Source organism: Paenibacillus sp. Soil522, assembly GCF_001428245.1.
GTDB lineage: Bacteria > Bacillota > Bacilli > Paenibacillales > Paenibacillaceae > Pristimantibacillus.
Genome location: NZ_LMRV01000002.1, coordinates 109759 through 132888, shown reverse-complemented (window position 1 = coordinate 132888; position 23130 = coordinate 109759). Strand labels below are relative to the sequence as shown.

Genomic DNA, 23130 nt, shown 5'->3' with positions numbered 1-23130 from the left:
ATGATGAGATAGGTGGAGTTGACACCATGTTTAAAATAGCTGCCCTACGTAAAATTTTGCGTTTTCGCCCCAGTCCGCCGCAGGTGATGGCCTCTGGCTTTATTTTAATCATATTGATTGGCGCACAGCTCTTGTCGAGACCGGTATCCTTCACGAGCGACAAATCGATTTCTTATCTTGATGCTTTATTTATGTCTGCCAGCGCCATCTGCGTTACAGGACTTACCATCCTGAACACTGGCACACATTTTTCCACATTCGGACAGGTGGTCATTATAGTGCTCGCCCAGATCGGCGGATTAGGCTTTATGACGATGGCCACATTATTCGCTTTGCTGTTCCGCAAACGCATTTCGTTTCGCGAGCGGCTCGTTCTTCAGGAATCAATGAACTATGGCTCTACGGAAGGCATCGTGCGCATGATCCGTAAAGTGTTGCTCTATGCCTTAGTTATCGAATTGTCGGGCGCGGTATTGCTGAGCAGCTATTTCATGCTGGAAATGCCGGTAGGGCAGTCCCTTTATTTTGGCATATTCCATAGTATTTCGTTTTTCAATAATGCGGGTTTTGATTTGTTCTCCCAGTTTCCGGAGAGGGCGAGCAGCCTCATCCATTATGTTGAGGATCCATTCGTCAATATCGTCTCGATGCTGCTCATTTTTTTCGGCGGAATTGGCTTTATCGTCATATCCGAGCTCGTGACCTATCCGAAAAACAGAAAGTTAAGCTTACATAGCAAGGTCGTTTTAACCGTGACAGGCATCCTCACTATCATTGGAGCCATCGTTATTTTTGCGCTTGAGTTTTCCAATCCGCATACTCTGCAGCCGTTATCGGCCCTCGGCAAGTTTCTTGGCGCATTATTTCAATCGATTACAGCCCGTTCTGCCGGTCTGAGCACCATCGATCCCAGCATGCTGAGGGAGGTTACACAGTTTTTCCTCATCCTGCTCATGTTTATCGGCGCGGGCCCAGGCTCTACAGGCGGCGGCATCCGAGTGACGACCTTCGCGATCTTGATTGGGGCAATCGTTACGATGATACGGGGAAGAGACGACGTTGTGCTGTTCCGTTACCGCATTGCCAAGCAGCAAATTCATCAGGCCATTATGTTTACGATGATTGCGTTCTCGATTATTTGCGGAGCATCGATGCTTCTCTCCATCACGGAGAGCGGATCATTCCTCTCTATATTGTTCGAAGCGACTTCCGCTTATTGTACGGTAGGCATGTCGACAGGATTAACGAGCCATTTGAGCGAGCCCGGCAAGATCATCATCATTTTGCTTATGTTTGTAGGACGGATAGGGCCGGTCACGCTGGCATTTGCGCTTAATACGCGCTCGAAGAAGGAGCTGTACCGCTATCCTGAAGGTAAAATCACGATTGGCTAGGGAGCCGTTTGCATCCGCAATCTAGCGAGTGATACGATAGCTATAGGTTTACTAAAGGAGATTACTGCCTCATGACACCCCATCAACATACCGATACTATTCACGCATCTGACGATGAGCTGCATAAAACCAAGAAGCGTGTGCTGATCGTAACTGCTGTCGAAGCCGAACGCGATGCGGTGCTTCGCGGCCTGCAAGGAATAAAGAGCGTTGACGTCATCGCAGCGGGAGTAGGCGCAGCGGCGGCGGCCGCTCGTACGGCGGCCGCGCTTGCCGCTGCGATTGCATCATACCGCTTAGTCATAAGCGCCGGCATTGGCGGCGGTTTTGCCGGAAGAGCTGAAATCGGCTCGCTCGTCGTTGCCGATCTTATCGTCGCTGCCGATCTAGGAGCAGAAACGCAAGACGGCTTTCTCAGCTTAGACGAGCTCGGGTTCGGCTCGGCTCGCATTGCCGTTAGCGCCGAATGGAATAATCGTCTGTTTGAAGCCATTCATTCAGCTGGATTACCGGTTTGCAGCGGCCCTATTCTTACGGTCACGACGGCAACCGGCACCGCCGAGACAACCTCAGTTCTAGCTGATCGGATTAGCGGCGCAGCGGCCGAAGGCATGGAAGGCCATGGCGTTGCGGTAGCCGCCTCCGGACTCGGCATTCCGGTTACTGAAATACGCGCCATCTCGAATGCGGTCGGGCCGCGTGACCGCGCCGCCTGGCGCATTGGCGAGGCGTTGGCCACTTTAGAGGCAGCAAGCAAAGCTATACGGGAGGTATTAACATGAATATCGCTTTCTCTCCATGCCCGAACGATACATTCGTCTTCCACGCTTGGACGCACGGGCTTATCCCCGGCGCGCCTGAATTGAATGTGACGTATGCCGACATCGATATTACGAATAATTGGGCGGCAAAATCAGAAGGCCCCGAAGTTATGAAAATTTCTTATGCGGCGCTACCTTGGTTATTATCCGACTATAAGCTGCTGCCTTGCGGCGGCGCGCTTGGCAGAGGCTGCGGTCCGCTCGTATTAACGGGCAGCAGCCGGGGAGAAACGAGCAATCCCTCGTCACTCGCCGGCAAGCGAGTGGCTGTTCCAAGCGAGCGTTCGACCGCCTATCTTCTATTCCGGTTGTGGGCTGCCCGCAATGTGCCCGGCGGAATTGGCGAAATCGTCGTTATGCCTTTCCACGAAATCATGCCTGCCGTTCGCGACGGTCATATCGATGCCGGGCTGGTCATCCATGAAGCCCGCTTCACTTATCCATCCTACGGGCTCAGCATGCTGATTGATCTTGGCAGCTGGTGGGAGTCCGATACGGGCCTTCCTATCCCGCTAGGGGCAATCATTGCCAAGCGTTCACTTGATACAGCTGCTATTGCCGGTTGGATTCGCGCATCCGTCGACTATGCTTGGACTCACCCGGAGGCATCCCAGTCGTATATTATGACGCATGCCCAAGAGCTGTCGCCGGATGTCGCCGAGGCGCATATCGATCTTTACGTCAATGCATTTACTGCCGACTTAGGCGAGGATGGCTACGCCGCGATAACCGCTCTGCTTGGCCGCGCAGCCGAAGAAGGCCTCGTGCCCGGCTTCGACCTTTCCCTGCTGCGATAAGGCAGAGCAAAAGCTTCTTGTCATAGAAAATAAAGTTTTAGACGGATACGATAAAAGAAACAGCGGCTAACTAGGACAAGAAAATAAAGTCCTAGACAGCCGCTGCTGTTTTCTACTATGAAGTTTGAAATCGCAGGATAGACAAATTTTTTTCGATTGGAACGAGTATGGAACTTATATATCCCTCTGATGCGCGGACACGCTCTGCCATTTTGGACTCCTCTTCCCTGCCTCCGAATGCTTCGAAATGTAGACGAAACACGCTATCCGCATCAGTCTGTCGTTCTGACCTTAGAGCAATCATAAACTCACTCGCTTTCAGCAGAATTAAATTAAGACTATCGCTATGAAAAGACTTGGTCAACCGAAAAAACGCTTATGCTCAACATTACTGCCAATAGCTTAATAAACAAGCTAAAGGAACGACAGCCGCCCGCCAATTTGACGGATGTGGTTGACGTCGGCCCATAGGATAAAATAATTGTAGAACGTTTCCCCGATTTGGACAGGGCGGGGGTATCTCACGATGAGGGCGGCCTGTTTGTTCATCTCCGCTGGTTGGTCGGCCGACGGAAAAATAAAGCAAGCCTCTCGGTTTTGTATCGTCATCATGACAATCCGAGGAGAAGAGCCGTAAGGCATCAATGGATGAAAAGCTTCGGAGCTGCATACATCAGCAATCCGGTCGCCCGCTGAAATCGCGGATACCTGGAAAAAACCGCCGGGCCCTTCGTACCTCTCTTCGCTGACCAAACGCCAGTTTGCGGGATACGGAAAGGATACCCGGTACACGGAGCTTGTGTAGATATTTTCCGGAACCCTTCTGACGCGAGGAGACCACTGCAGGGCGGTAATCCGGCCGCCGCTGAGGACGTTCATCGGCCTCGGATCCCTGATATCGACAATCCAGAGCTGACTTGCGCTTTCTACACCTGCGCATCCCGTTAAATACGCGATTTTGCCGCCGTCTGGCGACCAGCCGACGGGAGTGGCGAAACAGTCGGACGCCGCCAACCTCCTTTGATTCTGACCGGTGCGGCTGTCGATTTGGATGAAAGAATAATAATTCGGCTCTTTATAGGCGGTTGCGCTGTATGCGATGCTCCGGGAGTCCGGGGACCATGTCGGAAAATAGTTTTTGGCGAGCGGTCCTCCTTCCAGCGTGTAGATGGTGCTGGTGGCCAAATCCACCGTAGAAATGATGGAGATGCTGACACCGGGGAACGTATAAAGCGCGAAGGTTCCGTCCGGAGAAAGCCGAATGTCATGGAGCGGCCCATCCGTATTTTGAGTGATTTGTCTCCGGTCTGTGCCATCGGTCCGGATGCGGAAGAGCTGGGTAATGCCGGTGGAATCCGGAGCCGCGAACAGAAGCTCCGTACCCGAAGGGAACCATTGGACATCGCTGGCGCCCGGCTCCGGGATGGCATAGCTGCTATGTGAGAAAGTATCATAGAGGACGATGCGCCCGTTTTTGACATACGCGAGAAACCGGCTGTCCGGGGACCAGTCCAGCAGCGTGTAGGGATCGATTTGGTCGATCCGGGCGATGGCGCGTGTAACGGTATCCAGTAGGTGGACCACATTTCCAATGCCGATGAAAGCGATTCTCCTGCTGTCTGGAGACCAATAGGGAACGGAAAATTCCGTACCAAGCCCCTTTGTAAGTTGAAAATTAAGACCGTCCTGCGGTCGGTATAGCCAAATGTCGAACGTTCCGACGCGGTCCGACGTGTAGGCGATCCATCCATGAATGAGATCATGATGAACAGCTTGCATGGCCAACATCCTCTCCTGAATCATCTTATACTTCAGATGTATTCAGTGGGGGGCGGTTAGGCGACAGTCCCGAACGGCCGGATTATGCTTCTTCTTCATTTTTCCTGTTTTATCATCAGGAAATATACACAAACATCGAACAAATGGGGAGGATTCCCATCCATTCATCCTATAGTAAATGAGCAAAGAAAAAAGCCTCAATTGAGACTTTTGAGGCTTTCTTCAAGATAACCGCTTATTTGCCTTGCTCCCGCTCCACCACCGTAAGCGGACCGAAAGTATCCGCATCCGCAGCAGCGTCATCATCATCGGCTTCGACGAAACGTTTTAGCGCGGATAATTTATTTTCCCAATAGCGTTCGTAATAAGCCAGCCATCGCTTTAGCTCAAGGAGCGGCTCGGGGTCCAGCCGATAGCGCGTTTCCCGTCCGACCTTCCGATCCTTCACAAGTCCGGCATCCGCCAATACACGCAAATGCTTCGAAACCGCCGTACGGCTCATCGTAAAATGGCCGCTTATAACGGTGACCGGCATTTCCTCGTCGCCTAGCAAATGCAGCAGCTTACGACGCGTTGGATCGGCAATCGCCTGAAACACATCATGCTTCGGTGCGGACTCAGCCATTTTAGGCCTCTACATACTTGCTCAAATTTGCCACGAGACCGATCCAACCGCCCGACATTCTGTCGCGAACCTCTTCATGCGGCTGACCGAATTCGGTAACCTTATCCGCATCCCAGCCTGAATGAACAAGCGTAAATTCCGTTTTGCCCTCCAGATCGACAAGCTCAAATGTCAATGACCAGTCCTTGCCCCATTCAAAAGAAAGGCGGTTTGGCGGATCAAGCACCGTGACCTTGCAAGGAGATTTTCCGAAGGGCCCCGCTTCTAAATGAAACTCATAGCCAAGCTCGGCTCGAAAATCATTCGGCATAAACCATGCGGCAATGCCATCCGACGTTGCAACCGCGCCCCATACCTTCTGAATCGGCGCGTTAAGTACGAGCGTTTGCCGAATATCCGGCAATGTGCCTTGCGAATTGTTGTTTCCCATTTGATGACCTCCATTAAGAATAGCCTCACCGTTTATTTCGCCATTATGAAACCATTTGGTTTCATATCGTCATTATATGACACCCTTTGGTTTCAAGTCAATTGGAATAACAGATGCATCCGCTAGTCTTCCCTATTACCCGAGCTCGATGCTATTGCACCTGCTGTATATTGAAATGCCGGGAATTGCGCAAGCTCCGCGCTTCGCAATAACGCATCCAAATGGAAATTGTTCCTTTAATTGCATAGAGCCAGCCGACTATTATCAACAGTCTGAGAAAATCCTAATATACGAGTGGATAATCCACATAATCCCAGTAACTTATATTCAGCTTGCCGCGCTTAGCAGTATGCAAAACATGCATAAGCTGGGGGGAAAAACGGATCCTCCTACAGTCCGGGATCGAAGCCAGAGTCCAGATTTACTTGAAGATCTTTACAGGAGATTTTGCTCCTTCCATTATTTATGTGCTGAAACTCATTTCCTCACTGGCTACAATTAACCCAAAGGAGTTGAAAAAATGAAAAAAATAATTTCACTTATCGTAGTAGCTGTGTTGATGTTAGGTTCCTTGGCTTCGGTTTCAGCAGCAAGCGGGCAGTATGTTGCGACGAACAAAGGATGGGTTACGATCTACAAAAAACCTAGTACTTCACAAGGAAGCATGTCGCGTTTGCAGCTTGGTCAACGAGCAAAGTTGGTCTCTAAGTACAACAAGTATTGGTACAAGGTTAGTTTGAATGGAAAAACAGGATACATAACGACAAATAGCAAATACACAAAACTTGTTGGCGCGGCAGTTCAGACTACATCTACATCTACATCTACACCTAAACCTACACCTAAACCTGCATCATCATCATCATCTGTAGAAGCCAAAAGAAATAAGGTTGTAAAAACGGCACTATCTCTGAAAAACAAGGTCGATTATGTTCACTGGAAAAATAGACAAGAAACCCGCGCACCCTATAAAACGGACTGCTCAGGCTTCACGTACCTTGCGTACAGACTTGCAAAAGTTGGTGTCCTTCTAGTCAATAAAGATGATGACGATCAAGCTAAAGTAGGCAAGAAGGTCGCTTGGGGTAAATTTGAAAAAGGCGACTTGATTTTCACTTGGTTAAATGCTAAAGATAAGACCAATGTCGGCCATGTAGGAATCTACATTGGCGGAGGAAAAATGATTCATAACGCCGGCTCCAAAAACGATGTTATCATTTCCAATATCAATAGCAGCTACTACAAGGAAAGATTTATTACAGCAAGACGAGTTATCAACTAACAACAGACGCCATGCCTTGAAGATTCCCAAGGGAGCGCCTACAAATATCTACTTTTTCAAAACAAGATCATAACCAAAGAAAAACGAGCCTCTAGACTTCTAAGGCTCGTTTTTCTTATTTTTTTCCAAAAAAACTACTTTAACAGCAGTCTTACAGGGTAACTGCATAAAGATAATACTATTCTACTAAAAAGTTGGTTCTTGCATTAAGGATGGTCTAGCCTAATAATTAACATTACGTATTTGATCCTTAGTAAAAGGATATCATACCCGAGTCGCTACTTACGAATCGAGAAAACGGCAATTAGCAGAGGAGAGATCAGCATGGAATTAAAAAATAAATCAGCTATCATTACAGGAGCCGGCAAAGGGATCGGCAAGGCGATCGCAGCCGCACTGGCCGCAGAGGGCGTAAACCTCGGCTTAGTCGCCCGGACAAGCTCCGATCTGGAAGCACTGCAAGCAGAGCTTGCGAACAAATACGGCGTAAAAGTTGTGATTGCAAAAGCTGATGTGTCTGTAAAATCAGATGTCGATCAAGCTGTATCAGCTCTGAAGGAAAGCCTTGGCTCCATTGATATTCTGATTAACAATGCGGGGATTGGAACATTCGGCACGCTGCTGGAGATGGACCCCGAGCAATGGAAGCGAATCATCCAAACGAATGTTATGGGAACCTACTATGCCACCCGCGCCGTGCTTCCAACTATGCTTGAGCAAAGCAGCGGAAGCATCATTAACATCGCTTCTACGGCTGGCGAGCGCGGTTTTGCAACCGGCTCGGCTTACTGCGCATCCAAGTTCGCCGTTATCGGCATGACAGAGGCGCTTATGCAGGAGGTTCGCAAATCGAACATTCGCGTCACAGCCCTTACGCCAAGCACCGTTAACACGGAGCTGGCATCGAATGCGGGCCTAAAAATCGGCGACGAGGATCGTATGATGCAGGCCGAAGATGTAGCGGAGCTGGTCATAGCGGCCTTAAAGCTTCCAGATCGCGTATTTATCAGAACTGCAGGCATTTGGACGACAAATCCGCAATAATAAGATTTACAAACAAGAGGCAGCCGCTCAAGGGAAAACACCTAAGCCGCTGCCTTTTTCTATGTACGCGACCCGTGGTGCAGATTTGAGCTAATTAAGCTATACTAAGACAAGCATTTTCCATTTACGCCAAAGATCTCCTCAGCTTTGACCCCTTATACGACAAAATGCTGGAAAAAGCGACGGATAGCGGGTTCATTCATGAGATGATCATTTGACTCGCTCCCTCTTTCTATGAATAATATAAGTAAATAGATAGATAGCTAGTACTTTGGCTAGGAGGAAATCATATGTCCATTGTTCCAGGTCTATTAGAGTTTAATAAGCAGTTTGTCGAAGAGAAGCAATACGAGGCCTACTTGACTGACAAATATCCTGATAAAAAAGTAGCCATCCTTACGTGTATGGATACACGGCTCGTGGAGCTGCTGCCTAAAGCATTAAATTTAAGAAATGGCGATGCTAAATTCATCAAAAATGCCGGCGCGATTCTGACCCAACCGTTCGGCAGCGCGATGCGCAGCATTCTTGTCGCTGTCTATGAGCTTGGCGCGCGCGAGGTGCTTGTTATTGGCCATCATGGCTGCGGCATGACGAACCTTGATACGGAGGGCATGGTTAGCAAGTTCATTGATCATGGCATCGATCCGCTCGCCATTGAGACTCTCGAAAATTCAGGCATTCGTATGGAGAAGTTTTTGCGGGGCTTCTCAAGCCCAGCGGAAGGCGTCATGCAGAGCGTTAAGTTAATTCGGAAGCACCCGCTCTTCCCTAAGGATATCCCGGTTCACGGTTTTATTATCGACCCGAATACGGGCGCGCTGGAGGTTCTCATTCAGGATTACCGCGAAGAATAGCTGCCGGAGGCAGCTATCTCGCACGCTTTTTCAACAGTCGTTGATGTCGTCGACAATTTTACCAACTCAGTCCCTGACTGAGTTTTTTTGTTTCTTGATCCATTCGTCTAACAAACATAATGAAATAGAACGCTCTAGTTTATCTAAATCGGATCTCGGCAACCTGTCCGCTCTCTACGAAGCCTACATTTTTATATACTTTATTGGAGGCCGGATTTTTGGTATCTGCATACAGCATCGGTTCTCTATTCTCTTCCTCCAAAATCGAGCAAAGTATGTGCCGCTCTCCCGCTATTAACCAAAATCCTGAACCGTCAAATCGGTATTAACGCCAATTGCGGCCTTGCTGCCCTCGCCGGCGGCAATGATTAGCTGCGCGGGTGCAATAATCGAGGAGTCGCCGGCAGCATACACGCCTCTAACACTCGTTCTGCCATAATCATCTGTAATGAAACCGCCTGCTTGCGTCATCGCGCAGCCGAGCGCTTCGCCGAAGGGGACCGCCTGATCCCAGGACGGAGTAATGAAGCCGCCTGCGCGCTTTACCGCTGCGTTATTTGCAAAAACAATGCGGCTTAGCTGTCCATTCTCCCCGTGCAGTGCTTTAATCCGGTGCAGGTTTATCTGAATGCCCTTCTGCCTCAGCTGTCCTATTTGCTCCACGCTCAAGCTATTCGCTCCATTCGTGCATACGAGCATATCCTTGCTCCAGTTATAGACAATTTTCACCAGGTGAAATATGTTCGAGCCCTCTGAAATGACGACCAGCGGTTTATCCCGCAGCTCCCAGCCGTCACAATAGGGACAGCTGAACAAGCTTTTGCCATAATAGTCATGAATGCCAGGAACTGCCGGCAATGCTTCCTTCAGCCCGGCAGCCAAAATAATGGTGCGGGCCTGATACATGACGCCATTGCCCGTCGTCAGCTGAAAGCCTTCTCCCTTCGACTCCACCTCCGTGACCTTGTCCGGTTTGATCGTCACCGAAGGGTATTTGGCAATATCCTCATGGGCAAGTCTGCGGAAATCGCGCGGCGGGATGCCGTCTCGCGTGATGAAGCCGTGCGACTCATGCGTCACCGCGTTTCTGGGCTTGTTATGATCGAATAAAATAACGTCTCTCCGCGATCTTCCAAGCACCAGCGCAGCATTTAAGCCCGCCGGCCCGCCCCCGATAATGGCACAATCCAGCCTCAAATCTATCACTCCTTTACTCTATATAATAAATGTCTATCATATCTGTTATTAAAAAAAATGATTGCTTATCTTTATTCATTTATCCGAGGAAGGATGCTTCCCGAGAGGATCGCCGCGCATAAAAACCTTTAATATGATAGTAGCCGGAGGCATTCTGAAAAACGGGGGGAATAGTCATTTCGTGTTATCCAGGTGAGGCTGTTATCGTTTTTTTCTAACTGCCGCGATGCCCAGAAGTAATAAGGGGAGCAGGAACCCGAACGTTAGGGCGTAAAACGGCCGTACGCTTGTATCGAACGATATGACGTAGGCTCTATTAGGAATGATTATATAAGACACTGCGTAAAGGATCATGCCTAGAGGCAGCGTTAGTGGTCGATGATCATTAAGGTTCAAAGTCTGGGAAAGGCTTAAAACCGATATATGAAAACAGAGGATCAGCTTAAAGAAAATGGTTATAAACCAGACTGCGGTGATGATGACCTCAACCCTTTGAATAAATTCGCCGATTTCTATTATTTTGGCTAATTCAAAGCTGGAATAAAGCTCGCTGGCCGTATTTCCCGCCCCCATCACTAAAATGTTCATCAGCGTGATCACGAACAAGACAGCCCCCCCTATCAGCGTTCCCGATAAAAATGCTTTCTTAGCTTGTTTGGGCTGTTTAACATTCGGAAAAATCATGAGCAATAAAACAAGCTCCAGAAAAGGAAAACCGATATACGGCAATGCGGCACTCAGTACAGGCTTTATTCCTTTCCCCAGCACCGGTTCAACACGTTTGAATTCAAAATCAGGAACAAGCAATAGGATGAATACGCATAATAAAGCAATAACGAACGGAAAAAAAATGTCCGCAGTACGTGCTATATTGGAAACGCCATAGTAAACCCCAACTGCCACTATGCTAAGATATACGAAATGTATCGCATTAATTGGCGTTTCTACCAGCATGGATGAGGTAAGAAAGTCGCCCAGGTTTCGCAAGACGAGTGATGATAGGATAAAGACGTAGCCAAACCATAGAAAAGAAACGATAGTACCCAGCCATCTGCCGCAAATTTCCTTACTGATCTCCACCAAGGTTTTGCCGGGGAAGCGACTGGCTAATGTGTTGTACAACCATACGAGCAAAAGAGCGGCGATCACACCGACAATAGAGGAGATCCATGCATCTTGTTTGGCTTCTGAAGCAAGTACTCCCGGAAGCAATATGATGGATGGGCCAATGATGAAAAGGGATACCAATTTTCTAAATTGATTCGCTTGGATATGGTCATTTTCCTTCACCCAGGTAACGCTCCCTTCTATTTGCCTAAAATCGATTTACTTATTGGTTCGTAAACGAATCTTATCCATTCAAGCGGGCTTATTACTTTAACCCCCGCATTCACCGCTATACAAAGTGCAATCCCGGCAAGGAGCAGAACAGAAAAAACCCAAAGCTCCTTCCGCTTGCTCGTTTTCATTAGAGTTGGAGCTTCAATTGCAAATATGAGGGTACCGACTGCCAAAACAGCTGCCACGGGCCACATTGGAAAGTTACTCCTCCATTCTTTCGGTTAGAGATTTTATCGTTTTAAACATTTTTTTAATTTTGACTTTCACCCGAACATTCACCTTCATCGTTGAAAATACCTGATTCCAATCATTTTTTGCCGATTCCCAGTAACGGGGGTTCTCTCGTTCGACTTCCTCGCCGAATCCGAATATATCCGATTTGTATTTAGTTTGCATTTTTTTTATGACGGAAATCATAGTATCCTTAATTTCGCTTTCGATTAGATGCTCCAATTCAGATATCGTTGCCGCTTTTGTAAAATCCAACTCGCACTGTGCATCGGTAACGACCCCTTCCGTTTTGATTTGGAGATCGATAACAGGCTTACCGTCCACTATGCTCACCTTTTTTTTATTCTTAGTGCCAAGCAGCTCAACCGTAATCTTTTTGTTATTGTCATTAGGACAAGATGCAAGAACGGCTGTGCTCTTTATCTTTCCTTGCGTATAGTTGTATCCCTTGCTTTCCTTCTCCGTTAACCAGCCCAGCAGCTTATCTTTCTTGAAAACTGCTAAACCGGAGTATTTCAGCTGGGCAGGGGAAAAAATTTTCTCTGCATTTTTTTTATCATTGCCAAATTGTGTATCACCGCTTACTACAATACCCGTTAACACCGCCGATTTCCCTTTACTGGTGAGCATGGAAATCAACTCGTTAATTTTTATCGCTGCGGTTGCTCCCCATACCTTTGACGAGGTTTCAAGGGAAGCATTCATTTTGGAAGCAGGTGTTTTTTCTAAAGGTGTGTACACTTTGAGAATATCCTGCGCTTCGGCCCCCCGGGCGATCACGACATAAAAATCTTTACGATACTCATGGTCTCTTGAAATGTGGTCCAGCACATTGACTACACCCTTTCTCGCAAATTCCTCCCCAAAAACAAGCATCTGCATTTGACCGACATATATTTTTCTGGTGCTGAGCGCTGTCATCCTGCGGGCGGCCTCCTGAAATCCGCTGCCCTTTTCTTGAAACATGGTGACGGGAGCAAAGGATGATCCTCCTGCGGCACCCGAAATGGCTTCCGGATTAAGAATCTGATTGGACAGCAATATTTTATCTGCTCTTTGATCTACGCCAATGGCTACGGAAACGGCCAGATCATTCAACTCTCGCCGATTCCAGCAGCCGGCGACAACCGCCATGCAAAGGACGGAAATGAATACTCCGTACCATTTTCTTTTCATACTAATTCCTCTCTTCGGGTTCTGGATACTGAGCTGGTGAACGATTCTCTCGAATCGGATTTTGCCTGCTGACGCTTTGTGGACGTGAAATCATATTCCGCCAATGAACGCGTATGGCCGCATCTTTTTTATCATCCGCGATGACGGGGGCGTAGGGGGACATGTAATAAACGCCGAAAGAACGCAAATGACACAGGTGCTGGACAATTAATATGATTCCGGCGATAATGCCGAACAATCCGAAGGAGGCAGCCAGCCCCATCATCCCGAATCTTAATATTCGAATGGGGATACCCATATTGTAGGCGGGAATGACGAAGCTTGCGATCGCCGTAATCGAAACGACAATAACCATCGCCGCCGAAACGAAGCCCGCTTGAACGGCCGCCTGACCGATAACGAGCGCCCCTACGATCGAGATCGACTGTCCGACCGCTCTCGGTAAGCGAACGCCCGCCTCGCGCAGCAGCTCAAAGGTCACTTCCATTAAGAACGCTTCGACGAAAGCGGGAAACGGTATGCCTTCCCGCTGGGCGATTAAACTTATCAACAATCCCGAAGGCAGCATGTCTTGATGATAAGTAGTCACGGCAATGTATACGGATGGGGCTAATAAAGCGATTATCAAAGCTGCATAACGAAGCAAGCGTATAAGGGTGGATATGTCCGAACGCTGGTAATAATCTTCTGCCGATTGGATAAACTGCGTGAACAATGCCGGCACCAAGAGAGTAAACGGCGTTCCATCGATAAGAATAGCGATTCGCCCCTCCAACAGTCCCGCAGCAATCACATCAGGTCTTTCGGTATGAGCAATCGTAGGGAAAATCGTAAATCCTTTATCCTGAATAAGCTCTTCTATATACCCGCTTTCCAATATCCCGTCAATTTGAATGCCTTCGATTCGGTCGCGAACCTCTTTTATCACATTTTCCTTTACAATACCGTTAATGAACATGATCGAGACGCTTGTTTTCGTTACCCGGCCTACATGGAAATGCTCGAGCCACAAATTAGGATCTTTGATTTTTCGCCGTACGAGTGCAATATTGGTTGCAATATTTTCGGAGAAGCCTTCTTTGGGGCCTCGAATAACGGTCTGAGAGGTCGGCTCTTGCACGCCGCGCTCCTCCCAGCCTTTCGATGCGATCAACAATCCGAGGTCGTTGCCCTGACACAAGATAGCGGTGTCTCCGGACAAAATACCGTTCAGAAGCGTATCAGCGCTCGCTTCATCTTGAATCTCACCGACAGACAGCAGCTTGTTTTTGAAAAAATCCAACGGATTTGCCAGCAGGAGCCTCTCTGTTTTTAAATGCCCTTCATCCTGATTGGACAAGAGGGGTCCCATAATAAACTGGTTAATGAATTTAACGTCTGCCAGACCCGAGGCGTAAATAACAACCGCTTCGAGTATGTTTTCTCCCTCGAAACGCCATTCTCTTATAATAATATCCGGGCTGTTCCCCGTCGCTTTTTTGATCATTTCTATATTTTCACGTAAATTTGTTGTCAAGACGCAGGTCGCTTGCGAGCTTCTATTTGCCGAACCGTGTACGGATTTATTGAATGTCATGTGCGTAAACACTCCCTTGCATGCCCCTGCTTACCAGTATCCCTCACGGAAATGATTTCATTCAGATCCAATAACTGCTCATTGTTCCTGTTTAAAAAACTGAAGCACCTCGCCCCACTTCCATTGCTCATAATAGTTGGAGGCCGCATCGATATTTCTAATCCATTCCACAGCATGACGGCCTTTAACATCTGCAACGATTACATTCGCCGTCCTGTGGTCGTAGCGAATCCAAGCCAGCTTGGAAACAAGAGAAATCGGATTATAGTCCCCGGAAGCGCCGGGCGGCTTTGTCAGTTTCGTTTGCTTCCCGCTGCCCAGCTCCACATTCGCCAAAAAGGGCTTCCGTTGCGCAGCCTGGTCGCTGCCCTGCTCTGATTCCGCCACTCTAGATACCGCAATATGCTCAAGCCCTTGCCAAGCAAAGCTTTGATCGGCATAACCTTTAGGGGTATAAGAGGCAGATTTTTCAGAGGCTGCGGCTATCACCTTGAGCTGCTTATTGCGGCCAGCCTCGCGACCAATGCCTGCAATGTACGCAAGCCGGTCGCCGGTCGCCGCCCATTCGAACCACTGATCATTATTGACCATTTCATCAATGGTTCTTAATACGACGCCATCTGTCGTTAAGAGGCATAGCGTATTGCTATCTGCAGATAATGAAGCGGTTGGCGTAGCAAGGAAAGCGATCCACCGTCCGTCGGCAGACCACTTGAATAGACTTGTGCCTACTGCGAAAAAATCATCGGACGGCTTCGGCAGCACATGCACGGTTACGTATTTGTTTGGATCGCCTAACGCTTCGAGCGGGATTTGATATAGGCTTACCGGTGTCCAGCCATCCGGCAGCAGTTCCGATTGTGATGAAGCAAAGAAGCCCTTCCCATCCGGCAGCCATGAATAATTGCCGATTCCTTTGGCAGCGCCGAGCGGCTTGTCCGGCCTGCTCATCTCCGCATATTGCAGCAGCTCAGCCGTTTGATAAGCCAGCATCTCTGCGTTAGGCGCCCATTGAAAGTTTCGCCCGCCTTGAGCGGATACGAGGCTGCTTCGGCCCGTGCGAACATTCAGCGCCCATAGCTCCTGCTCCACTTCACCCTTCGTATACGCGATCCATTTTCCATCGGATGACCACTTAGGATTGCGGACAAACGGCCCGCCGGCCAGTTTTTTCTCATGCTCTCCGGTCTTCATCCAAAGGTCGCCGTTTCGCACAAAAGCGGCCGTGAGCGAGCTGTTCTCCTTCATTGCCGCCGCGGGGGCTGCTCCGCACATCATTCCGACAAGAGCACAAATGAAGACGATACAGGTTTGTATGACTTTCATAAAATTGGCCTCCTCCAAGTTTTTGCTATCTTCTTGCTTATGATAGGCCAAACGGGCGAATACGATTCCTTTCTTTACTGTTAAAGCAGCGTTTGATGAGGCAGCAACTTTAAAAGGAAAGGAGCAGTAAAAAACGACATGATCTCGTTTTTAACTGCTCCTTATTGCTGCCTAAATGCAGCCCGGCTATTCTTGCGGCAGCATCACGAGCTTGCGCTCTCTAGTCTATAAAAAAACTTAACTCAGCACTGTAAAAGCGCTGAGTTAAGAAATTGCTTATGGGTAAGCTTACTCTGCAGATCCGAACTGAACCCAAGCCTTCTGAATTTCTTCGATCGCTTGGTCCTTCGTTTTGCTGCCGCCGATGTAAGCTTGCATCAACTCACCAAACTTTTGGTGGAACGTATCCAGGGAGTAGTTAACCGACAAATCACCGGATTTTTCTGTTTTCAAAATCTCTTCCATTTGCTTCGGCATATCCAGCTCAGGAAGCGGAGCATCCTTGATCGGAGGAATAACCTTAGCTACGTTTGAGAACCAGCCTTTACCGTAATCCGATGTGTACAGCCAGTTGAAAAATGCAATCGTTTCCTTTGCCGCTTTGGAATCCTTGTTGATGCGAAGCGCCTGGTCAGCGCCTGTTACGAGCAGCGTTTGCTCTGGTTTTTCACTTACCGGATATCCTACGATACCAAGCTCAAAGTCCGGGGTAATTTTTTTGATCGCTTCTTCGTCCCATGCGCCTTTGCCTGTCATAAATGCTGCTTTGCCGGTAGCGAAGTCGCTTACCTCTGCATTGCTGTCGCGCTCAAGCGGCTTGTTCGTGCCATGCTTCACCGTTGTGTCGATAAAGCTGAAGAAGTTGTCATTCAGCACAGGATGGTCCTTGAACGTTGTCTCGCCGGCGATAAACTGATTAACCAATTCCTTCGGTGAAATTCCTGCATCCTCAGCAGCCGCATTCACGAAGTTTTGGAAAATATGCTTCCATACCCACCACTCTTTATAAGCGTTGGCGAATGACGTAATGCCTTTGGCTTCAAGCTTCGCAATAGCGTCTGCCATTTGGGAAGTTGTTTTCGGCACTTCTGTAATGCCCGCTTCAGCAAGCAGCTTCTTGTTATAAACCATGTTCATCAGGTTGCCTTTGACCGGGAAGCCCAGAACCTTGCCGTCTTTCGAGCTCATATTGATTTTGACGGAATCGGTCATCGCAGCCGCTAACGGCTCGTTTGTCAGATCGGCGCTGTATTCAGCGAAGGTGTCGATATCTCCGCCGGCTGTCGTCTGGAACACGTCCGGCGTGCTGCCTGATGCGATCTTCGATTTCAAGACCGTATTGTAGTCCGCTTGCATAATTTCAAGATTAATCGTTACGTTAGGTTTAACCTTCTTGTATTCTGCGATATATGCGTTGAAAGCATCTGTGTATTCCGGAGAAGCGGTAAACATGTTGATGGTAACCGGCTGATCGGATGCTCCGCCCTCGGCAGGCGTGCCCTCGTTGTTGCCAGTCGTATTGTTCTTGTCGCTGCCGCAAGCAGCAAGTATTCCGATAATCAGCACTAAGCTGACGGACAGTGCCAGAAATCTTTTGAACATTGTAATGCCCCCGTTCCATCTTTGATTGTGGTCTACGCTGCCTATTCTAAAGAAAAAGAAACAAGATAAGAATGCACATAAGTGAATAGTTAAGGGTAAAAAAGTGTTCGGCTGCTTCCTGTTCACTTTTTATCCGCCCGCATTCGATGCTCTATACTCCGATGGCGACACCGAATAATAATTGCGGAACGCTTTGCTGAAATAATTCTTATCCTTATACCCCAGCATTTCGGATATATCCTGAATCTTTAAGCTGGAATCGTCCAGCAGCTCCTTAGCCTTGTCCATCCGGACCTTCTGGACATATTCATGAATGCCAAAGCCGAACTGCTGCTTGAAGAGCTTCATTAAGTATTCTCTGCTCAAAAAATATTTGTCCGAAAACATTGAAATTTTTATATCCTCAAAATAATGATTGTCGATGTAGGTCTTAATATCTCCTGCTTCAAAGGGCCGATTCGTCATTTGCGATTTCCTGATTTGCCCGCTGAAATAATCTAAAATATCGTTCAGCAGCTGTTCGTACTGCTCCAAATTGGCAAAATCGGTTGAAATGCCGATTGCCCGCAGCGGATGCTCTCCGGTAAGCGGCAGCTCCTCGGGCGCTACACCGAGTTCAAGCGACATATCGTTTAGCAAAATGACAAACTCTTGCAGCGCTCGATCCGCTTCGCCGATGCTAAAGTGATCCGACGATCTCCACTTTTTCACGTATTCGCTCAGAATCGTTTTGGCATGATGGACATTGCCGCTTTCGAGAGCGCTGCGAATGATGAGAATCCGGCTTGTCAGAGACGGATTGTCCTTCGGCGGCGCAGCTTTATCCGTCGCGCTTGTGACGGTTGCACCCTTTAGCTTTAAGAGATCGATTCCGTTAATGGCCGCTTTGGCTGCTTCATAAGAAGAGGCAATTTCCAGCGCATCCGGGCTGGAATGACCGATTCCCGCCGCCACGGCAATGCCGAACAGCTTCATTAAGGTCGTCGTGACTTTGTTCATTTGATGCAAAGAACGATAGGCGATGTCCTCGGGATACCCGCCCTTCATTGTGAGAATGGTAATGAGCTCCCGCTCCTGCTTGGGGCTGGCGAAGCTGAACGCGCCAAAATGGTCGCCCGCAATTTCGTTGATAACATTCGCCACGGCAAAGTGTAGGAGATCGGTATCCTCATGAAAGCGGCTTTTTCTAATCTGCTCCAAATTCAGCACCCGAAGCACGACGGCCGTAAAGCGATTGCCGGGCTCGTCCGCGCCGATTAAAGGCAGGAAGGCTTCATTCGTTTGGCTTTTGAAGCTGCGCTCGATAATGGACTGATAGACCTTCTCCTTGAGACGCGGCAGCGACATATTAAGCGTAATGTTGCGATTTATAAAATCGCTGTCCTTCTGCCGCTTGGCGTCCAGCACGTCGATCGCTTTGCGCAGCGACTGATTCAGATCATGCCGATTTACAGGTTTCAGCAAATAATCGACAACCTTGGAGCGAATCGCTTGCCTCGTATACTCAAAATCGTTGTAGCCGCTAATGACAATAGTCAGTAGATCGGGATAGTCGCGCTCAATGATTTGCAGCAGCTCCACCCCATTTAACTCCGGCATCTTCATGTCGACCATCGCCAGATCGATTTTGTGCTCGGCCAGCATCGCAAGCCCAACCTTGCCGTCCGTCGCCTCCAGCACCTCGACAATGCCTAATCCATCCCAATCTCCTAATATGCGAATCGCTTCGCGCAGCGGCTCCTCATCGTCAATTATGAGCACTCTGTACATGGCTGACGCCTCCTCGCGGTAATAACATTTCCATCTCCGTGCCTGCTTTATCCGTCCGTATGACAAGCTCCGCCTCATCTCCGTAAAGCAGCTTGAGGCGCGTATTCAGATTGACAAGACCAATACTCTCTTCCTCGCCTCCGCGATCCTTCCATTCGCTTAGAAACGATTTTCTCACCTGCTCCAATCTCTCCCGTGAAAAGCCCGGCCCGTTATCCCTTACGGAAATCACGGCATGCGATTCGGTTAGCTCCGCGCGAATGTCGATCGTGATTGCGCTGGATACCTTCTCAAGGGCATGTTTAATCGAATTTTCTGCCAGCGTCTGAATCGACAGCTTCGGAATTTCCAGCTCCATTAGCGACTCCTCCCATTTATACGTAACCTGCAGCCGGCTGCCAAAACGCGCCTTCTGCAGGGACATGTAGTTTTCAATATGCTTTAATTCCGCCCGCGCTTGTACGATATCCTTCCCGCTGATGCAGTACCGCAGCGTCAGCGCCAGCGCATCCACCATATCCGCAATGTCGAAGCGTTCGTTTTTCAGTGCTTTTGTCGAAATAGCTTGCAGCGCATTATATAAGAAGTGAGGATTTATTTCCGCTTCCAACGCTTTTAATATCGCATTTTTTTCAACCAGCTTCATTTTGTACCGTTCATTGATCAGATCATTGGTCCGTCTGACCATCTGATTGAAATGGCGCGACAAATAGGCAATCTCATCTCTGCCCTTCACCGCTGCCTCCGCATCGAAGTCCCCCGTACTAAAGCGATTCATTTGATAAGACAGCTTTTGCAGCGGCTTTGTAATCGCATTGGAGAAATACGTGACGACTATGAGGGACAGCAGCAGGAAGAGAAAGCCGATCGTGAAGTTAATATTTCTGGTCGTCGTGGCTGCCTCATAAATTTGCGTATAAGGAATGGGCTTCACGAGCTTCCAGCCCTCCTGCTCCCCGATATCGTAAACGACAAGATACTTTTGCTCGGCCTCTGACCATGTCAGCTGGCCGTTAGGCTTATTCGTCAGTTTATCCGATAAGGCAACCGCCTTCGCACGCTCGTAAAAGCTGATATCATCCGTATAAAAGGGTTCATTGTCCGGACTTAAATACAGCAAATGCTGACCCTCGTCGAATGGAATATCCCTCAAAATCTCATCTCTCACCGATGAATCGAAGTAAAAGGACAGCACGGCCTGAGGCTGCCTGGATACAATCGAGCGCAGCACTCTGTGGTATGCCATGAAGCTGTCTTCCGTGCTTACCGGGTAGCCCGGGCTGCTTCCCGGCTCTACAAAAGACTGATAGGAGCGGTTGAAGGGGCTCGCCATCGCTTTCTTGTACCACGGTAATTCGCTAATAGCAGGATCCGAGCCCGTTCGTACGGTAATATTGTAATTTTCCTGCGAAACCGAATAATATTTCTTCTCCTTAATGACATACAAATAGATGGCTTCAAGATCGTCGCGGGAATAAAAAAGCTCGCGCAAATAATCCTCCAAATACATCTTCGACGCATAATCCTCCGATTCGTGCAAAATCGCATACGTAATTTCGTCGTACCGGATTTGCGGCAGCGACAGCTGCTCCATCCCCTTCAAATAATCCTCCATATTCTGATTTACGAGCAGCAGGTTATTCGACGTGCTGGTAATGCTGTTCGTAACCGACTCCTTCTGAAGCATCTGATATGAAATAAAAGTCAGCGATCCGACAACAAGAATAATAATGGACGTGAAAAGTAAAATAAGCTTGTTCACCAGCCTTCTCGACAATCGCTCGACGAGGTCCCTTCCAGCCTTAAGCAGTTTATTTATAATGGTTTTCTCCATCCCTTCGGCTCATTATTCCGTTCACCTTTTTACCCCTAACTGATTTGTTAAATCCATTTTTGCAGGCAAGCGGCTGTTTTATAATACACAATATAGCTGATACCGATTTCTTGAAAGATAAGATTTTGCTGCCTCACATTTATACTGCGGTTATATTTTTCGGCGGAACGAGTCTTGCCATTACATAATGGCACAAGCCGTTTACGCTTGTATAGCTCAGCAAACTAGAACCGCTAGACGAACTGCAAAGAGAAGAGGTGCGTTGATGTTTAAAGCATTAGGCAGAAAATGGGGCGAAAAGCTCGAATTCGGCATCTTTACCTTGCCGGTATTAATTTGTATCGCCGTAGCGTTTTACATCCCGTTCGCAATGACCATCCGTTATTCCATGACCAAGTGGAACGGTATATCCAAGCATCCGACGTTTGTCGGGCTTGATAACTTCAAGCAAATTTTTATGGGTGACGCCAACTTTGCCAGCTCCGCGTGGTTTACGGTCAAATACGCGGTTTTGTACATCGTTTTAGTGAACGTACTGGCTATCCTGCTTGCTGTCGTGCTCGACATGAAGCTCAAAACGTCCTCGTGGCTGCGGGCTGCCTTCTTTATCCCGTATATTCTTAGTTTAGTTATCGTAGGTTTCATTTGGAAATTCATTTTCATGCAGGGCTTTGAGTCGCTCGCGGCTAGCACAGGCTGGGGCATATTCGAAATGAGCTGGCTCGGAGAGCCGGGACTTGCATTCGTCTCCATATTGTTTGTCTCCATCTGGCAATCCATCGGCTTTTATTTAGTGATTTACATTGCCGGCCTGCAGTCCGTACCGGATGATTTGAAGGAAGCTGCGACCGTAGACGGCGCCGGCCCGGTAAGACGCTTCTTCAGCATTACGCTGCCGCTTCTTGCGCCATCGATTACGATTTCCGTATTCATGGCTTTAACGAACTCCATCAAAGTATTCGATGTGATCCTGTCGCTGACTGGCGGCGGTCCCGGCGGTACGACCTACAGCATCGCTTATGACATTTACAGAGATACGTTCCAGAACAACCTTTACGGCTACGGAACGGCGAAAGCGCTCATTCTGTTCGTTGCGGTATTGTTCGTTACGATCATTCAGTTGACGCTCTTCAAACGCAGGGAGGTTGAAGCCTAATGAAAACGCAAAGCAATACAAGAGCAGGACGCATCGTCCTAGAGATCGTGATGGTGCTCCTCTCGCTCGTGTTTCTATATCCGTTGTTCTTGGCCATTAACAACTCGCTCAAAAGCTTCGGCGAGGTGATGACCGATGTCATTGCCCTGCCTAAGCAGCTCGTATTCGAAAACTATTCCTATGTATGGTCATTCATCAACTATCCGAAGCTGTTCCTTAACAACTTTATTATTACAGCCGTCGGGCTTGCGGGGATCATCCTCGTATCCTCGATCGCTGCTTACAAGCTGGCAAGAACGAAGACGCGCTGGAGCGCGCTGCTTTACCTGGTCTGCATTATGCCGATGCTGATTCCGTTCCAATCGATCATGCTTACCGTGCTGCAGCTGGCCAAAGATTTAAATCTTTCTGAAAGTACTTGGGGACTAGGCATTCTCTACTGGGGCTTCGGCGCACCGCTCGCCGTATTTATCTATCACGGCTTCGTGAAGGGTATTCCCCAGGAAATTGATGAAAGCGCGACGATTGACGGCGCTTCCGGCTTCAAGCTGTTCTTTCTCGTCATCTTCCCGCTGCTAAAGTCGGTTACGACGACGATCATTATCATTGACGTGATGTGGATATGGAATGACTTCCTGCTTCCGCTGCTTATGGTTAACGGCTCTCCCGAAACAAAAACGTTGACGCTTGCCGCTTACACCTTTGTCGGTCAATACACATCCGATTGGCAATATGCCATGACCGCCATGGTAATGGCCGTGCTGCCGTCTATCATCGTGTTTATCTTCTTGCAAAAATACATCGTTAAAGGCGTTGTCGCCGGCGCGGTGAAAGGTTAATAAATATACAAAAGAGCTGTCCATTTAGGTCGATGACCATGGACAGCTCTTTT

At 48.5% G+C, this 23130-nt stretch carries 20 protein-coding genes; 8 read left to right on the top strand and 12 right to left on the bottom strand.

Annotated features, from left to right (window positions below; genetic code table 11):
- Positions 1-26 precede the first annotated feature (26 nt).
- The 3 genes from ASG81_RS02435 (at position 27) to ASG81_RS02425 (ending at position 3012) form a co-directional block, all read left to right on the top strand.
- Complete coding sequence (locus ASG81_RS02435; RefSeq protein WP_056628672.1) at positions 27-1394, top strand: TrkH family potassium uptake protein; 1368 nt, start codon at positions 27-29, stop codon at positions 1392-1394.
- A gap of 71 nt (positions 1395-1465) precedes the next feature.
- A complete protein-coding gene (locus ASG81_RS02430; RefSeq protein WP_081417075.1) occupies positions 1466-2176 on the top strand; it encodes a futalosine hydrolase in 711 nt (236 codons plus the stop codon).
- Positions 2173-3012: a 1,4-dihydroxy-6-naphthoate synthase gene (locus ASG81_RS02425; RefSeq protein ID WP_056628669.1), complete on the top strand. Its 840-nt coding sequence runs from the start codon at positions 2173-2175 to the stop codon at positions 3010-3012. Before ASG81_RS02430 ends, ASG81_RS02425 begins: the two co-directional genes overlap by 4 nt.
- Positions 3013-3426: 414 nt before the next feature.
- Here ASG81_RS02425 and ASG81_RS02420 read toward each other — a convergent pair whose 3' ends face one another.
- From ASG81_RS02420 to ASG81_RS02410, 3 genes are all read right to left on the bottom strand, one after another.
- On the bottom strand, positions 3427-4791 hold the full coding sequence (locus ASG81_RS02420; protein ID WP_056628666.1) for a WD40 repeat domain-containing protein: 1365 nt from the start codon (positions 4789-4791) through the stop codon (positions 3427-3429).
- A 235-nt stretch (positions 4792-5026) separates the two neighbouring features.
- Positions 5027-5416 carry an ArsR/SmtB family transcription factor gene (locus tag ASG81_RS02415; protein ID WP_056628663.1) on the bottom strand — a complete coding sequence of 130 codons (390 nt, stop codon included), beginning with the start codon at positions 5414-5416 and terminating at the stop codon, positions 5027-5029.
- A gap of 1 nt (position 5417) precedes the next feature.
- Positions 5418-5846 (bottom strand): SRPBCC family protein, encoded by a 429-nt coding sequence (locus ASG81_RS02410; protein ID WP_056628659.1) that lies wholly within the window; start codon positions 5844-5846, stop codon positions 5418-5420.
- 520 nt (positions 5847-6366) lie between these two features.
- Here ASG81_RS02410 and ASG81_RS02405 point away from each other — a divergent pair.
- The 3 genes from ASG81_RS02405 (at position 6367) to ASG81_RS02395 (ending at position 9029) form a co-directional block, all read left to right on the top strand.
- Complete coding sequence (locus tag ASG81_RS02405) at positions 6367-7128, top strand: C40 family peptidase (protein ID WP_056628656.1); 762 nt, start codon at positions 6367-6369, stop codon at positions 7126-7128.
- Positions 7129-7452: 324 nt separating this feature from the next.
- Complete coding sequence (locus tag ASG81_RS02400) at positions 7453-8172, top strand: 3-ketoacyl-ACP reductase (protein WP_056628655.1); 720 nt, start codon at positions 7453-7455, stop codon at positions 8170-8172.
- 290 nt (positions 8173-8462) lie between these two features.
- Positions 8463-9029 (top strand): beta-class carbonic anhydrase, encoded by a 567-nt coding sequence (locus ASG81_RS02395; protein ID WP_056628652.1) that lies wholly within the window; start codon positions 8463-8465, stop codon positions 9027-9029.
- A 294-nt stretch (positions 9030-9323) separates the two neighbouring features.
- Here the strand turns inward: ASG81_RS02395 and ASG81_RS02390 are convergent, their stop codons facing one another.
- The 9 genes from ASG81_RS02390 to ASG81_RS02350 all read right to left on the bottom strand — a co-directional run bounded on the left by ASG81_RS02390 (position 9324) and on the right by ASG81_RS02350 (position 21082).
- On the bottom strand, positions 9324-10226 hold the full coding sequence (locus ASG81_RS02390) for an NAD(P)/FAD-dependent oxidoreductase (protein WP_056628649.1): 903 nt from the start codon (positions 10224-10226) through the stop codon (positions 9324-9326).
- Between the two features lie 201 nt (positions 10227-10427).
- Positions 10428-11516, bottom strand: a complete 1089-nt coding sequence (locus ASG81_RS02385; RefSeq protein ID WP_056628647.1) for a GerAB/ArcD/ProY family transporter — start codon at positions 11514-11516, stop codon at positions 10428-10430.
- Positions 11517-11533: 17 nt separating this feature from the next.
- Positions 11534-11761 carry a hypothetical protein gene (locus ASG81_RS02380; protein WP_056628640.1) on the bottom strand — a complete coding sequence of 76 codons (228 nt, stop codon included), beginning with the start codon at positions 11759-11761 and terminating at the stop codon, positions 11534-11536.
- Positions 11762-11768: 7 nt separating this feature from the next.
- Positions 11769-12974, bottom strand: a complete 1206-nt coding sequence (locus tag ASG81_RS02375) for a Ger(x)C family spore germination protein (protein WP_056628636.1) — start codon at positions 12972-12974, stop codon at positions 11769-11771.
- A 1-nt stretch (position 12975) separates the two neighbouring features.
- On the bottom strand, positions 12976-14550 hold the full coding sequence (locus ASG81_RS02370) for a spore germination protein (RefSeq protein WP_056628633.1): 1575 nt from the start codon (positions 14548-14550) through the stop codon (positions 12976-12978).
- Positions 14551-14628: 78 nt separating this feature from the next.
- Positions 14629-15876 (bottom strand): TolB family protein, encoded by a 1248-nt coding sequence (locus ASG81_RS02365; RefSeq protein ID WP_056628630.1) that lies wholly within the window; start codon positions 15874-15876, stop codon positions 14629-14631.
- 288 nt (positions 15877-16164) lie between these two features.
- Entirely contained in the window at positions 16165-17478 is a 1314-nt protein-coding gene (locus ASG81_RS02360; protein WP_056628626.1) for an ABC transporter substrate-binding protein, read from the bottom strand.
- Between the two features lie 129 nt (positions 17479-17607).
- A complete protein-coding gene (locus tag ASG81_RS02355; RefSeq protein ID WP_056628621.1) occupies positions 17608-19248 on the bottom strand; it encodes a response regulator in 1641 nt (546 codons plus the stop codon).
- On the bottom strand, positions 19226-21082 hold the full coding sequence (locus ASG81_RS02350; RefSeq protein WP_056628618.1) for a cache domain-containing sensor histidine kinase: 1857 nt from the start codon (positions 21080-21082) through the stop codon (positions 19226-19228). The genes ASG81_RS02355 and ASG81_RS02350 overlap by 23 nt, the downstream gene beginning before the upstream one ends.
- Positions 21083-21347: 265 nt before the next feature.
- Here ASG81_RS02350 and ASG81_RS02345 point away from each other — a divergent pair, with 265 nt between their 5' ends.
- Together ASG81_RS02345 and ASG81_RS02340 are read left to right on the top strand one after the other, a co-directional pair.
- Positions 21348-22238, top strand: coding sequence for a carbohydrate ABC transporter permease (locus ASG81_RS02345; RefSeq protein ID WP_056628615.1), 891 nt, complete (start codon positions 21348-21350; stop codon positions 22236-22238).
- Entirely contained in the window at positions 22238-23077 is an 840-nt protein-coding gene (locus tag ASG81_RS02340) for a carbohydrate ABC transporter permease (RefSeq protein WP_056628612.1), read from the top strand. Before ASG81_RS02345 ends, ASG81_RS02340 begins: the two co-directional genes overlap by 1 nt.
- Positions 23078-23130 lie beyond the last annotated feature (53 nt).